Below are 14,350 nucleotides of genomic sequence, written 5' to 3'. Positions count from 1 at the left end.
ACTGTATTAGACATTCAACTCATAGGAAACCGGGCTGTTACTTACCGACCGTTTTATGGTTTTGCACCGACTTTCTGTTTCTGATCCAATAGTTTACGATAAGGGGCGCGATGATAAACAGCACAATCAAGGTCAGGATGGTGATATTAATCGGACCTCTGACAAAGATGGCCGGGTCGCCGTTGCTGATATCGAAGGATTGGCGAACGGCCGTTTCAAACATAGGCGTAAGAACAAAGGCCATCAACAGCGGTGCGATCGGATAACGGTTGATGCTTAAAATAAAAGCCACTACTCCGGCAATCAGCATCACCCAAACATCGAACATGTTGTTTTGATCCGTATATGCCCCCAATACACAGAAGATAATGATCAGCGGAATCATAATGGCATTCGGTATACGGATAAAATAAATCAACAGCGGGATAATAGCGAGAGAGGCCGCCAGACTGATCAGGTTTCCGATGTACATGGACGAAATCAAACCCCAGACAAAATCGGGATTGGTTGTAAACAGCAGCGGCCCCGGCTTTAACCCCCACATAATCAATCCGCCTAACAATACAGCCGTAGTGCCGGAGCTGGGAATTCCCAAGGAAAGCAGGGGGGCGAACGCGCCGACCGCCGTCGCATTGTTGCCCGATTCTGCAGCCGCAACGCCTTCGAGGGCTCCCTTGCCCATTTGCTCCTTATTTTTGCCTACCTTCTTCTCCAGAATATAAGAGAACATAGAGCCTGTCGTCGCTCCCGCTCCCGGCAAAATCCCGATAAAGCTCCCGAGAATACCTGTCCGGATGGAAGGGGCCAAAATTCTTTTCACTTCACTCTTGTCCAGTATGCTTTCTCGAATCGTAATTTTGGCATTGTACTCCGCGTGTATTTTTTGCAGCATGAGCTCAATAATTTGGCAAAAACCAAACATCCCGATAATCAGGGCGACAAATGAAATACCGTTCAACAGATTGACCGATCCGAAGGTAAAACGCGATTGTCCCAGGGTCGGGTCTACGCCGATCGTCGCCAGCAGTATCCCGATAAAAGCCGCGATCAGCCCTTTTCTTTGATTTTCCCCAAACAGCAGACTGATCGAGCATAAAGCCAATAGAATCACGCATGCAATTTCGGGCGGGCCGAAGGATAAGCCGATTTTGGCCAATACCGGACCCATAAAGGTCAGGAAAATAATGCCGATCGTCCCGCCTATAAACGAAGACATGTTCGACGTAAACAACGCTTTGCCGGCCAGCCCTTTTCTAGCCAGCGGGTAACCGTCAAGCGCTGTGGTAATCGACGAGGATTCTCCCGGAATATTGACCAGAATAGCCGTGTAGGAACCGCCGTACATACACCCGTAATAAATTCCCGCCAGCATGATGATCCCCGTTGTCGGGTCCATCGTGAACGTGATCGGCAGAAGCAGGGCAACACCGGTAACGGAACCCAGACCCGGAAGGCCGCCAACGAGGATGCCCAGAACCGCGCCGGCGACTGCGGCTAATATATTTTGGATCGATAAAGCAACAACGAACCCATCCAGAAGCGATTGTAAGATCCCCATACGATCATCCTTTCATTTAAATTCCCAAATAGCCCGTCGGGAAGGGGACGTGGAGAAAATGCTTGAATACAAAATAAACGACGGCCGTTGTGCCGATTCCAATCGTCGCAGCCTTGAGCATCGGATATTTCTCCAGAAATGCCAGCCAGGCTATAACGAACAAGCCGAAGGTCAGGATCATGCCGAACACTTCAAAAGCTGCGATCATCACCAAAGTGGCGATCACCGGTACGACATGTTTTTTCTCTATTTTGGAAGACGACGGTTCATTTTTGAAAACCTCAAATAAACTTAACACGGCCGTTAATAATCCTATGACAAACGGCAAAAATCCGCCGCCAGGTCCTTTATCGACCCAAATCTCATGATGAAACCAGCCTTGATAAGCCCAAAAAACGCCAAATAAAGCAATCGCCGCAGATACGATTCTTCCCATCCCGGTCCAGCACCTCCACTACACTGTTCTAAGCCATGATCTTTAGGAAGGCAAAAGGCTTTGGGTAAAGCCTTTTGCCTGCCTGTACGTTACTTAATCGTTCCTGCCTCTTTATGAATTTCAAGATACAAATTCAAAGCTTCTTCAAAATACGCTTTGCTTTCTTCCGCGTTTTTATATTCGCTCTTCAAGTGATTTTTTTTGATATAGTTTTCCTGCCAATCCTTGGATTCGCTTACCTTCTTGAAGACTTCCTCCCAATACTTCACGGCTTCCTTAGGCATATCCGGAGGACCTGCGACGGCCCGGAATTGTGTCAGTTGAATCTCGGGGTAACCTACATCTTTGAAGCTCGGGATGTTATCCAATGGGCTGGACAGCCGTTCCTCCGATGTTGTAGCCAGAGCCCTGAGCTCTCCGGCCTCAATCTGGGCAATGACTTCATTCGGATTGCTGGAAACCACATCGATATGGCCTCCCATTAAGGCCGTCATGGCCTCGCCGCCGCTGTTGAACGTCACATATTTCAATTTCGCTCCCGCATGCTTATTGATCATATGGTAAATCAGATAATCCTCTTGGGTTGCTCCGGCTCCGCCTATCGTGATCTTTTCCGGATTGGCTTTGGCCGCTTGGACTAAATCGTCAAAGGTCTTGTACGGGCTGCTCGCTTTGACAAGAACCAGAAAGGAATCTACCGCCAGTGTAGCGATAGGCGTCAAATCCTTCAAAGTGACTTGCGCATTGTTGACCACGGTGGCGGCCTGTTGGCCGGATACCCAGGTCATAATCGTATGAGCGTCCCCTTTCTTGCTGAATGTATAGGCATTCCCAATAGCCCCGGTACCGCCGGGTTTGTTGACAATCATGATATTTTTGTCTACCAGCTTTTCATTTTTCATCACCTGTGCCAAAGTCCGGGCATTAATATCGCTTCCTCCACCAGGGCTGTAGGGCACTACGAATTCAATATCTTTGGTGGGAACAAATCCGGCCGGAGCTGCACTTCCTTGTTGGTTTTCCGTATTGGCACCGCCACCTGTGCCAGGAGCAGCCGGAGCAGCGGTTTGCTGACTCGAACAAGCAGAGACTAAAGAAAGGGCAATCACCGACGACAATAAAACACTGATAGGCTTCTTCATAGCATTACAACTCCCCTTGTTTTGTTTTTGTAAACCTATTCAACTTACTCTTAACGCTAATCACGGGTTATACGACGAAGGCTAGGCCATCACGAATATTTGAACGCCGGACGCCTTTTTTCCAGGAATGCGGCGACGCCTTCACGGTAATCCTCCGTTTCAAAGGAATCCAATACGAGCTTGGCGATCTCCGGAGTATCCTCCGTTTCCCCTTCCAGCACCTTGCCGATAATATACTTCGAACCTCTAACCGCAAACTGCGCATTTTTGCAGATCAATGCCGCATATTCATACGTTTTCTCCACAATTTCCTCCGCGGGGTAGATACGGTCAATCAAACCGATACGGAACGCCTCTTCCGCCTCCAGCAATCGGCCTGTGTACAAAATATCCTTGGCTTTGGCCGGCCCGACCAGATCCACCACATTTTTGGTTCCCGGCAAGTTGTATACTAAACCGAGCTTGGCCGGAGTAATGCCGAATTTGCCGTTTGGATCGGAGAATCGAAAGTCGCAGGCCACGGCGATTTCGCAGCCGCCGCCTACGCAAAAGCCCTGGATCATCGCAATAGTGGGTTTGCTGAGGCGCATGATTTTCTCCTCGGCAATCAATGTCGCCCGGTTATATTTGTCCGCTCCTTCCGCAGTGTACCGCAGCGTCTTGAATTCGCTGATATCGGCCCCGGCCGAGAAAGCCGTCTCATCCACTCCGCGAAACACAACCACTTTAACCGCTTTATCCTGTTCACATTCATCCATCAATTCGGCAATCGCAACCCACATCTCGTAATTAAGCCCGTTTCGTTTCTCGGGGCGATTAAAATAGACCGTAGCTACATCCTTGTTTTTCTCCATATAAACGTATTGCGTTGACATATGCATCCTCCCTCTACTTATAAAATGAATCATTACAAAATAACGCCATTTTGCCGCATCGACTGGATTTGTTCCTCTTCCACACCGATCGATTGTAAAATTTCGTCCGTATGTTGGCCCAACGTTGGAGCCGGCATTCGGATTTGGCCGGGAGTAAGCGAAAATTTCGTCGGAATCCCGATCATTTTCATTTTGCCGATCACCGGATGCTCCACTTCCTGGATCATGTCCCGGGCCAGATAATGAGGGTCCTGCATCGCTTCGGCAAAATTATTGATCGGCCCCGATGGAACGCCTGCTTTCTCGCATTTATCAAGCCAGTAAGCCGAATCATGGGAAGCCATCACTTCCTCAATCAGCGCTTCCAATTCTTCAACATTGTTGATGCGGTCCGTATTGGTCTTAAACCGCGGATCGGTGATCCATTCCGGTTTGTCGATCACATCGGTGCACAGCTTTTCCCACGTTCTCTGGTTTGCGCAGCCGACCATGATATAGCCGTTTTTGGTTTGTACCGACTGATACGGAGCGACCGAACGATGCCTCCAGCCCGACGGTCCGGGAATTTTGCCGGTGGCAAAATAAGCGGCGGCCTCCCAGGTAAACCAAGGCAATCCGATCTCCGCCAGGGAAACATCCACATGCTGCCCCTGGCCTGTCTTTTGCTTATAAATATAAGCGGCCAGGATGGAATAGGCTGCCGTGATGCCCGCACCGATATCATAAACGGCAATCCCCGATTTCATGGGTTTTTTGCCCGGTTCGCCGGTCATGCTCATCAGCCCCGTCATGCCTTGAAGCACCAGGTCAAATCCGCCCTTGTGAGCGTAAGGACCCGTTTGGCCGTAACCGGAAATCGAACAGTACACAATGCCCGGATTGATTTCTTTTATCGTGTCATAATCGATTTTTAACGACTTGGTAACGCCCGGACGGTAATTTTCCACAATAATATCCGACGTTTTGGCTAATTTATAAAAGATTTGTTTTCCTTCTTCGCTTTTCAAATCGAGCGCTATGCTTTTTTTGTTGCGGTTAATTTGGAAAAAGCTTGTCGATTCCCCGTTGATGAAGGGCCCCAGCTGCCGGGAATCGTCTCCTCCGGCCTTTTTCTCCACCTTAATGATTTCGGCTCCCAAATCGCCCAATATCATCGTGCAGTGAGGTCCTGCCATAATTTGCGATACATCCAGAACGCGAATTCCTTCTAAAGGAAGCATATTGCAACACTCCTAACCTATAAAAATAGTATATTATTATGAAAATTTCGAATATAATATTGAAATCATCTTCTAAAAGGGGAGAGATGTTTTGCCGTTCATCAAGCGTAAACTCCCGTTGCAGCTTCGCATCATCGGATTAGTGCTCACAGTGGTACTGACGATTCTGGTAAGTATCGGCTATCTTTTTAATTTGATCATTGTTCAATTTGTAGAAGACGCCGTCGGGGATAGCGCGCTCGATGCCGCCAAACTGATAGCCGAATTGCCGGACATCAGAGAAGCGATAGAGCTTGGCGATCCTCACTCATACCTTCAACCGCGGACACGGGAAATAAGAGAGAAAACCAAAGTGGGTTTTATTACGATCCTCGATTCCAACGGCATACGCTATACGCATAACAATGAGGAGTTGATCGGCCAAAGATTTACAGGAGGCGATGAAGGACCCGCCCTTGCCGGCGAAGAATATATTTCCAAGGCCGTCGGTATTTCCGGGCCGTCGATCCGGGCATTCGTACCCGTCAAAAAAGACGGCAAAGTCATCGGCGTCATCGCCGTAGGCATGTTCAACAACAACATATACAAAATCGTGAATTCGTACTTTATTTCCGTCATTTATTTTCTGTGCATCGCTTTGGCACTCGGAATTCTTCTCTCCATCCTGCTGGCCAGGAGCATCAAGAAAACGATGTATGGTCTGGAGCCCGATGAAATCGCTAACATTGTGAAGGAACGCGAAGCCCTCTTGGACTGTTTGCATGAAGGGGTCATTGCCGTTGATAAAAACCGGAAAGTCACCTTGATCAATGAAACGGCCCGCAAGATCCTGTCGTTTGACAGCGATGCGCTCGGCAAGCATGTAACGGAGATCATACCTTCATCCAGATTAAGCGAAGTCATGGATACGAAAGAAAAAGAATACAATACGGAACATACCGTCAACGGCGTCACCGTGATCGTCAACCGCGCTCCCATTATCGTAAACAATGAGGTCGTCGGCGCCGTTTCTACGTTCAGAGATACCTCCGAAATGCGAAGCCTGGCGGAAGAACTGACCGGCGTGAAGCAATACATGGAGGGCCTGCGTGCCAAGACTCACGAATTTATGAACCGGCTTCACACCCTTCACGGTTTGTTGGAGCTGCGGGAATATGAAGAAGCGAAGTCGTTCATATTGCAAACCACCAACAGCCAACAAAAGCTGCTTCAATTTTTGGGACGAAAAATATTGGATCCCAAAACCTCCGCTCTCCTTCTGGGAAAGATCCAGCAAGCCGAGGAGCGGAACATCTCGTTAAAAATCGATCCCGGAAGCCATCTGCCGCCATTGCCTGAGGAGATTTCCAACAGCATGATCCTGATTCTCGGCAATTTAATTGACAATGCGTTTGATGCTGTCAAAGGCATTGCCGATGGACAAATCGAGGTCACCTTGCTTGATCAGCAGGACCAATGGGTCATCATGGTGGAAGACAACGGCCATGGAATTCCGGAAAGCCGGATCCCGTTTATTTTCAAGAAGAACTATTCAACCAAAAATGCCGACAGAGGCTACGGCCTGTATCTGGTTAAGAACCATATCGATCACGTACTGCACGGAGAGCTGAATGTCACTTCCTCACCGGATCTTGGAACCGTCTTTTGGATAAGCATCCCCAAACGTTGATTGAAATAGCAAAATACAGGAGGGCTCACCTTGTTACTTAAAGTGTTGATTATTGAAGATGATCCTATGGTATCGAGCATCAATCAAAAGTACCTCAACAAAATCGATTTGGTGGAATGTGTCGGCAGCGCCAGAAACGGTCAAGAAGCAATGGAGCGGATTGTAGAGCTTGCTCCGGATGTGATTCTTCTTGATATCTACATGCCTTCCATGAACGGCTTGGAGCTACTGCGTGAAATTCGCCGCCAATCCATTGAAGTCGATGTCATTTTGATCACGGCCGCTGATCACCCCCAAATTATTGAAGAATCCATGCGGCTCGGGATTGTGGACTATATTATTAAGCCGTTCGATTTTGACCGCTTCCGTTCCGCATTGGAAACCTTGAAAAAAAGACATCTGCTCTTCCGTCAGCATACGAACCTGAATCAACAGCTGCTCGATTCGTTATACGCAAAATCCAATCCTAAGCGGTCGGGCGGTGAAGAAACGGAAGTACCTAAAGGCATTGATCCGATTACGCTGCAAATGATCCGGGACACGCTCGCAAATTCCGGGCAGCCGTTATCCGCTCAGGACATTGCCGATCAATTGATGCTGTCGCGAATAACAACAAGAAAGTATCTGGAATATCTGTGTGAAATAGATGAGATTATGCTCGAATTGAAATATTCCAGCAAAGGGCGTCCTACCAAGCTGTATGTTTATAACGATTAATTTAATTGTAAGCGTTTACCTATTGGCTGATCATGTTCTCTGCCATATATCTTCGGCTCTGTCCGACATAATGATCGGATACGAACTGAAGCATTCGCAAATCCTCCTCATTCAGTTCCCGGACGACTTTAGCGGGAGACCCCATGACCAACACTCCAGGGGGGATTTTTTTCTTTTCTGTAATCAAGGTACCGGCGGCAATCAGAGCCTGCTCCCCGATTTCTGCATGATTCATAACAATAGCCCCCATGCCGATCAACGCTCCGTCATGGATCGTGCATCCGTGTAAAATTACGTTGTGTCCGACCGATACCTTGTTTCCAATGTGCAGCGGCAGTCCGGGGTCCACGTGAAGCGTACAGCCGTCCTGGATATTGGTTCGATCGCCGATCACAATCGGCGCATTGTCCCCGCGCAGTACCGAATTGAACCAAACGCTTGACTCCTCCCCGATGGTAATATCGCCTATTAACTGAGCCCCCGGTGCCGTGTATGCGGTGGGATGCAGCTGCGGCTTAACATCGCCTAATGAATAAATCATCCGCGTCTTTCCTCCTTTGCTTGCACACAAGACCAACACCCTTCCTTTAATGATAGCGATTACATTTTTGATTATAGCGGACCCGGCGCCCGTTTTGTTTTTTCGTATTCAACGTAAATTAATTCAGCTTTTGTAACCGGTTTTTGTAATTTTTGTAGCGATCGGCAGTGCAATACCAGTCATGATGCGCTTCATAGCAAAGCCCGGCATCGCCTTGAAAATCAAGCGATGCCGGGCTTTGGAATTATTCCGCCGATGAGATGTTGACTCTTTGCAGGCGCAGCGCATTAAGAACAACGGATACCGAACTTAAGGCCATGGCCGCACCAGCCACCCATGGTGCCAACAGGCCGATGGCTGCAACGGGGATCCCCAGCGTGTTATAAGCGAGGGCCCAGAACAAATTTTGCCGGATGTTGGCCATCGTTTTTCTGCTTATCGCTATGGCGTCGGCAATGCTGTTCAAATCTCCGCGCATCAAGGTAACATCCGCCGCTTCCATCGCCACGTCCGTTCCTGTGCCGATGGCCATGCCGATGTCCGCAACCGCGAGCGCCGGGGCATCGTTGATGCCGTCTCCGACCATCGCCACCTTCCTGCCTTGTTCCTGCAGCTTCTTCACTTCCCGTGCTTTTCCTTCGGGCAGCACTTCCGCGATGACATCCTCGATGCCTGCTTGTTTGGCGATGGCTTTCGCCGTACGTTCGTTGTCGCCGGTAATCATGATGACGTGAATTCCCATTTGCTTTAAGCGGGCAACCGCCTCTTTGGACGTATCCTTGATCGTATCCGCCACCGCGACAACACCCGCATACTGCCGGTCGATTGCGACGAGCATCGCCGTTTTGCCTGCCTGCTCCAGCTTTTCCATCGTATCCGCCGCAGTTGCGATCGCAACATCGTATTTGGCCATCAGCTTGCGGGTTCCGGCCAATACTTCTTTACCTTCGACTACGGCTCGAATCCCGAAACCCGGAATGGCTTCGAATTCATCGGTCTGCCCCAGTGAAATGCCTTTCGCTGAAATTCCCGTTACGATAGCCTCGGCAAGCGGATGCTCGGAATTTTTCTCGGCGGCTCCAACCAGCTTTAATAACGTCGTTTCATCGATCCCGGATGGAATCACATCCGTGAGTTCCGGTTTGCCCTTGGTCACCGTACCCGTTTTATCCAATACGATGGTTTCAATCCGGTGCGTGGACTCCAGGTGCTCTCCGCCCTTAAACAAAATGCCCAGCTCCGCCGCACGGCCGGAACCGGCCATAATGGAGGTAGGGGTGGCAAGCCCAAGCGCACATGGGCAGGCAATAACCAGTACCGCAATGGCTTTTTCCAAAGCTCCGGCCAAATGGCCGGGTTCCATCCAGATATACCATACGGCGAAAGTGATAATGGCAATTCCGACTACAACGGGAACAAAAATTCCGGAAATCACGTCTGCAATCCGCTGAATCGGCGCCTTCGAGCCCTGCGCTTCCTCCACCACTTTAATGATTTGAGCAAGCGCCGTCTCCTTGCCGACCCGGGTTGCTTTGATTTGAAGCATGCCATTCTTGTTTATCGTTGCTCCGATTACGCGATCCCCTGGTCTCTTTTCGACAGGAATGCTTTCGCCGGTAAGCATCGACTCGTCCACGGACGATCTCCCTTCGATGACTTCACCGTCTACCGGCACTTTCTCTCCGGGCTTCACCAGAACGATGTCGCCTACGGCGACTTCTTCTACAGGAATAGTCATTTCCTGGCCGTTTCTGACGACCAAAGCGGTCTTGGCCTGCAGTCCCATAAGCGATTTGATCGCTTCGGATGTCCGCCCTTTGGCCAGGGCTTCAAACCATTTCCCGAGAATAACCAATGTGATAAGTACAGCGCTGGTCTCATAATACATGGCCGGCGCGTGCTGTCCGCCATGAGCGTTTGTCGCCCAATCAACCGTCAAATACAAACTGTAAAAATAAGCCGCGGAGGTACCCAAAGCAATGAGAACATCCATATTCGCACTTTTGTTGCGGAGCGCTTTATAAGCGCCGGTATAAAAGGGTTTACCGATGATGAATTGGACCGGTGTCGCAAGCGCCAATTGAAACCATGGATTCATAAAAACCTCAGGCATCCAGATCCATGAAGTGAACGAAAAGTGAGTGACCATGGCCCATAGAAGCGGAAAGGACAATATGGCGGAAATGAGCAGCGTCACCTTCTGCCGCTTGAGCTCCTGCTGACGGCGCGTGCCGTCGTCCCCCTCCTCCTGCTTCGGAACAGCCTTGTAGCCGAGCTTATCCACCTTCTGCTGCATATCTTCGATAGACACTTCAAGCGGATTGAACTCCACATGAGCCGTTTCCATCGCAAAATTAACAGTGGCTTTCGAAACGCCATCCAGTTTATTCAATCCTTTTTCAATGCGATTGGCGCAAGCGGCGCAGGTCATTCCTGTAATCAGTAAAGAAGTTTGCTTCGTTCCGGTACTTGCGGAATCCATACCAAACACCCGCTTTCGTATATGTTGCATTTTTTCATATATATTGGTTTTGTCAGGTTTACCTGTTACCGATTTTAGTATACCCCCCTATAGTATATTTGTCAACGGACTTCTTCTTTGTTTTACCATTCCCCTTGGCAAGTTGAACCATACCGGCCGCAGATCTTCCAGAAATCCATACCGGTTTTGTCTGTTCAATATGAATTCTATAAACGAAAACATATCGCCAAAAACCTTCTGGCAAATGAGGACTGATCTTGATAAACTGGCATAAGTGATGTTTCTGCTAACCGTTCAACCAAATTGAATATGTAAACCGAACAAGGGGTGAATGTCATGGAAATCGAACTCATAGATGCAGTAAAAAAACATGATGAGCTGCGGGTCAGAAATTTGTTGAGCTTTGGCGTCAACCCCAATTTCCGGAACCCTAACGGAAATACGGCTCTAATGTTTGCGGCAAGCCAAGGAAACCATGAGCTCGTTCAAATGCTTCTTAGCCATCGCGCCGATCCGAATATACCCAACAAGCAAGGGAATACCCCGTTAATCACGGCCGTGGAACGAAATCATATGAATATTGCCTTACTATTGCTTAACCACGGAGCCAATGCGGCACATGCCAACGGAAACGGCACCACCCCTTTAATGTTTGCTTCCCGAAACAACGCATTGCCAATAGCAAGGACTCTTGTGGAAAGAGGCGCCGGGGTAAATGCGGCAAATCATAAGGGACATACCGCTTTAATGCTATCTTGCATAGACGGCCATCAGGATATGGTGACATTTTTGTTGGAATCCGGAGCCCATGTACATAAAAAAGACAACAACGGCTATACCGCCCTGCTGCATGCTGTAAGACCAAATCATTACGGCATCGTCGAGCTGCTTCTCAAGCATGAAGCCAAACCGGAAGAAGCCAACATCTTTGGTGTCAATGCCGTAACGAAAGCTGCAGAAATCAACGACGAGCGGATTATGACAGCATTGCTTTACTCCCTGTATTCTCGAAAGGTGTCCATATCTTATCGTAATGCCTACCAAACAGCAAAAGAAAAGCATCCTGAAAGCAGTATCCGCTTATGGCTTAATATGCTGACTAACGGTAATGTCCATTCCTCCGAGGCAGGACGGTTCAATAAATCGATTGTGAAGGATATCCGGCTGATCAGGATATTCAGCAAATATGATCTTAAACTCGATGATGAAAGCTTTTTCCCATTTATTTCCATTTCTATACAAAAGAAGGACAGGAAACTTTTCGACCGCTTTTTTCCGTCTCAGCCGAACAGTGCGCTTTGCCGACAATGTTTTGAATCCCTGCCCTTGAACGAAATCGAGCCGTATATGGCACAGCGTCTTTTATGGCTCGCTTTCGTCAGTAAGCATCCGGATCTTGCTTGTCGCCTTTTCGATCATCAGGTTCCTCCTCACACCTGCAGAACCAAAGACAAAGAACAACACACGATGGATCTTGCCATATCTTTAAAGGATCAAAGCATCATTGAACTGCTGCTGGACCGGGGTGTCATCCCTTCCAAGCATCATCTAGAACAGGCTATTATCAACCGTTTGACTTATGCGGTAAGGTTAATGGTGGCTCGTGGGGCAGATGTTAGCGACGGAAGCCAGCTGTTCGCCGCGGCCATCGGCACTAAACAAACGGAAATGGTACAGCTATTGATTGAGCTTGATATCGATCCGGATCAAGGAAGCCGTTCATGGCAGGCTCCTTTGCTAAAGGCTATATCCTCGGGGATGGACTCCGTTGCGGAATATTTTATTGTTCATGGCAAACAGCTTCAAGAATTGGACAAGGCTTTGCTTGAAGCGGTCGCTAGAAAGAATGAGAAATTAGCCCTCTTATTACTGGATCACGGAGCGGATGCGCAAACCAAAAATGTTTTGGGACAAACAGCCTTTCAATTAGCGACGGAAAACCGAATGATGACATGGGTGGAGAAATGGCTGCAAAAAAAGCCTGAGCAAAAACAAATCAACGAAGCTTTCCTGACTTCCTTGCAAAAAAATCAATCCGATCTGGCCGTACTGTTCTTGCAGTACGGGGCCGACCCGCATATCAAACTAAAAAATGGGCAGGATGCCTTCTCTGCTGCAGTTGAACGTCAAATGGTTCCCGCAGCGGAAAAATTAATGTCTTTTGTCGATAACCAGGAGATTTATCACGCATTTATGAATAGTGTCCGGAATAACGCCTTGCCGATAGTGAGGATGTTCATCAGAAAGGGAATCGGTCCCAATGTGGTCGATGGGGAGGGTACGAGCGCCCTGATGCATGCGGTCAAAGCCGGCCACTCCAACATGGTATATGAACTCATTTTGGCCGGCGCCAACACCGAACGGCAAAATCAGCGGGGGGAAACCGCGAGAAGCGCCGCACTTGCCGGCAATCAAGCAGGAATGCTCCGGATTCTTTCCAGCAAGCCCAATCTTTCCGGCGAGAGCAGTCATTCGTTGATGGGTACATTGCTGTCCTCCGTATTCGGGCGGTCAAAGCCCCGGGAACGATTCACACACTGCTGGAGCTGTAAGACGAGCATTGATTCTGTCCGCTATCTCATTTGCAGTTCATGCCATTGGATTATTTGCCCCTGCAGTGCATGCGGATGTACTTATTCCTACGGCACTTCATACAGAAACTATTAACATGGGAAAAGCAAAAGCCTGGTCTTGCAGTCTCTGCTTGGACCAAGCTTTTTGCCACGCCTTGAATTCCCTTTATTTAACGTTGGAATTCAACGATACTCCGCTTTTTTTCATTCACCGTGAGCTGAAATATATCCGGCCGGTTGTAGTGTCCCATGACATCAAAGTCGTACCGGCTTTGGACGATCTGGTCTAACGGCAAATCGGCGACCAACAGCCCTTCCTCGTCCCATAACGGCTTGATTACATATTCGCCTAACGGCCCTACGATCGCGCTCCCGCCCCGGGACAGCACGTCGGGCTGCCCGGAAAGCTCGTCCAGGCAGGCTAAATCATCGGGGTATGTGTTTTTTGTGGCATACTGATTAGAGGATAACACGAAGCAGCGGCCCTCCAAGGCGATATGCTGAATCGTTGCCTGCCAGGTATCGCGTGCGTCCGCCGTCGGAGTGATGAACAGATCAATCCCTTTGGCATACATCGCGGTTCGCGCCAAAGGCATGTAGTTTTCCCAGCAGATCAATCCGCCGATTCTCCCGAATGGCGTTTGAATCACCGTTAGCGTGCTGCCGTCTCCCGATCCCCACAGCAGCCGCTCTGCACCCGTGGGCATCAGCTTGCGGTGTTTGCCGAGCAGCCGTCCGTCGGGTCCTATATATACCATGGAGTTATACAAGGTCGAGCTGCCGAATTCGGCTTCGCGTTCTACGACGCCGACAATCAGGTAGACTCCGGCATCATATGCTATTTGTCCAAGAAAATCCATGTCTTCACCCGGAATTTCTACAGCACTTTCCCAATATCTCGCCCAATCCTTTCTGCCCGAATCCGTTCGGCTCCCCACCCGGGTCCCAAACGTAAATCCTCTAGGGTAGCCTGAGACGAACGTTTCCGGAAAAACCACCAATTGGGCCTGCTGCTTTGCCGCTTCCTTCGTCCACTCCGCTATTTTCTGCATCGCTGAGGCCTTGTCAAAAAGAACAGGAGCCGACTGAACCACCGCTACACGTACCGTACGTTCCATAGGAATGACCTCCGTTTAT

The 14,350-nt window shown here is 49.1% G+C and carries 11 protein-coding genes; 3 read left to right on the top strand and 8 right to left on the bottom strand.

The window, feature by feature from the left end:
- Positions 1–37 precede the first annotated feature (37 nt).
- The 5 genes from EXW96_RS18045 to EXW96_RS18025 all read right to left on the bottom strand — a co-directional run bounded on the left by EXW96_RS18045 (position 38) and on the right by EXW96_RS18025 (position 5,231).
- Positions 38–1,558, bottom strand: coding sequence for a tripartite tricarboxylate transporter permease (locus EXW96_RS18045; RefSeq protein ID WP_174351105.1), 1,521 nt, complete (start codon positions 1,556–1,558; stop codon positions 38–40).
- 16 nt (positions 1,559–1,574) lie between these two features.
- Complete coding sequence (locus tag EXW96_RS18040; RefSeq protein WP_062409530.1) at positions 1,575–1,994, bottom strand: tripartite tricarboxylate transporter TctB family protein; 420 nt, start codon at positions 1,992–1,994, stop codon at positions 1,575–1,577.
- Positions 1,995–2,083: 89 nt separating this feature from the next.
- The gene (locus EXW96_RS18035; protein ID WP_062409531.1) at positions 2,084–3,136 is read right to left on the bottom strand and encodes a tripartite tricarboxylate transporter substrate binding protein; all 1,053 of its coding nucleotides are present in this window, start codon (positions 3,134–3,136) and stop codon (positions 2,084–2,086) included.
- An 89-nt stretch (positions 3,137–3,225) separates the two neighbouring features.
- The gene (locus EXW96_RS18030; RefSeq protein ID WP_074730079.1) at positions 3,226–4,011 is read right to left on the bottom strand and encodes an enoyl-CoA hydratase-related protein; all 786 of its coding nucleotides are present in this window, start codon (positions 4,009–4,011) and stop codon (positions 3,226–3,228) included.
- A gap of 32 nt (positions 4,012–4,043) precedes the next feature.
- Entirely contained in the window at positions 4,044–5,231 is a 1,188-nt protein-coding gene (locus tag EXW96_RS18025; protein WP_074730078.1) for a CaiB/BaiF CoA transferase family protein, read from the bottom strand.
- 91 nt (positions 5,232–5,322) lie between these two features.
- Here EXW96_RS18025 and EXW96_RS18020 point away from each other — a divergent pair, with 91 nt between their 5' ends.
- Both EXW96_RS18020 and EXW96_RS18015 read left to right on the top strand, forming a co-directional pair.
- Complete coding sequence (locus EXW96_RS18020; RefSeq protein ID WP_174351104.1) at positions 5,323–6,900, top strand: ATP-binding protein; 1,578 nt, start codon at positions 5,323–5,325, stop codon at positions 6,898–6,900.
- Positions 6,901–6,930: 30 nt separating this feature from the next.
- Entirely contained in the window at positions 6,931–7,617 is a 687-nt protein-coding gene (locus tag EXW96_RS18015) for a response regulator (protein WP_062409534.1), read from the top strand.
- Positions 7,618–7,636: 19 nt separating this feature from the next.
- Here EXW96_RS18015 and EXW96_RS18010 read toward each other — a convergent pair whose 3' ends face one another.
- Both EXW96_RS18010 and EXW96_RS18005 read right to left on the bottom strand, forming a co-directional pair.
- Entirely contained in the window at positions 7,637–8,158 is a 522-nt protein-coding gene (locus tag EXW96_RS18010; RefSeq protein ID WP_074730077.1) for a gamma carbonic anhydrase family protein, read from the bottom strand.
- A 244-nt stretch (positions 8,159–8,402) separates the two neighbouring features.
- A complete protein-coding gene (locus EXW96_RS18005; protein WP_174351103.1) occupies positions 8,403–10,640 on the bottom strand; it encodes a heavy metal translocating P-type ATPase in 2,238 nt (745 codons plus the stop codon).
- Between the two features lie 336 nt (positions 10,641–10,976).
- Here EXW96_RS18005 and EXW96_RS18000 point away from each other — a divergent pair, with 336 nt between their 5' ends.
- Positions 10,977–13,307 (top strand): ankyrin repeat domain-containing protein, encoded by a 2,331-nt coding sequence (locus EXW96_RS18000; RefSeq protein WP_174351102.1) that lies wholly within the window; start codon positions 10,977–10,979, stop codon positions 13,305–13,307.
- Positions 13,308–13,383: 76 nt separating this feature from the next.
- On the opposite strand, the gene EXW96_RS17995 is transcribed toward EXW96_RS18000, so the two are convergent.
- The gene (locus tag EXW96_RS17995; protein ID WP_062409537.1) at positions 13,384–14,331 is read right to left on the bottom strand and encodes a carbon-nitrogen hydrolase family protein; all 948 of its coding nucleotides are present in this window, start codon (positions 14,329–14,331) and stop codon (positions 13,384–13,386) included.
- Positions 14,332–14,350: the final 19 nt, after the last annotated feature.

Source organism: Paenibacillus sp. JMULE4 (assembly GCF_013337105.1).
Lineage (GTDB): Bacteria > Bacillota > Bacilli > Paenibacillales > NBRC-103111 > Paenibacillus_G > Paenibacillus_G naphthalenovorans.
This window is presented reverse-complemented; position numbering and strand designations above follow the sequence as displayed.

Excerpts from the sequence above, each read along its gene's own strand:
- EXW96_RS18000 (WP_174351102.1), top strand. The coding sequence starts at position 10,977 with ATGGAAATCGAACTCATAGATGCAGTAAAAAAACATGATGAGCTGCGG.
- EXW96_RS17995 (WP_062409537.1), bottom strand. The coding sequence starts at position 14,331 with ATGGAACGTACGGTACGTGTAGCGGTGGTTCAGTCGGCTCCTGTTCTT.
- EXW96_RS18005 (WP_174351103.1), bottom strand. The coding sequence starts at position 10,640 with ATGGATTCCGCAAGTACCGGAACGAAGCAAACTTCTTTACTGATTACA.
- EXW96_RS18045 (WP_174351105.1), bottom strand. The coding sequence starts at position 1,558 with ATGGGGATCTTACAATCGCTTCTGGATGGGTTCGTTGTTGCTTTATCG.
- EXW96_RS18025 (WP_074730078.1), bottom strand. The coding sequence starts at position 5,231 with ATGCTTCCTTTAGAAGGAATTCGCGTTCTGGATGTATCGCAAATTATG.
- EXW96_RS18030 (WP_074730079.1), bottom strand. The coding sequence starts at position 4,011 with ATGTCAACGCAATACGTTTATATGGAGAAAAACAAGGATGTAGCTACG.
- EXW96_RS18040 (WP_062409530.1), bottom strand. The coding sequence starts at position 1,994 with ATGGGAAGAATCGTATCTGCGGCGATTGCTTTATTTGGCGTTTTTTGG.
- EXW96_RS18035 (WP_062409531.1), bottom strand. The coding sequence starts at position 3,136 with ATGAAGAAGCCTATCAGTGTTTTATTGTCGTCGGTGATTGCCCTTTCT.
- EXW96_RS18010 (WP_074730077.1), bottom strand. The coding sequence starts at position 8,158 with ATGATTTATTCATTAGGCGATGTTAAGCCGCAGCTGCATCCCACCGCA.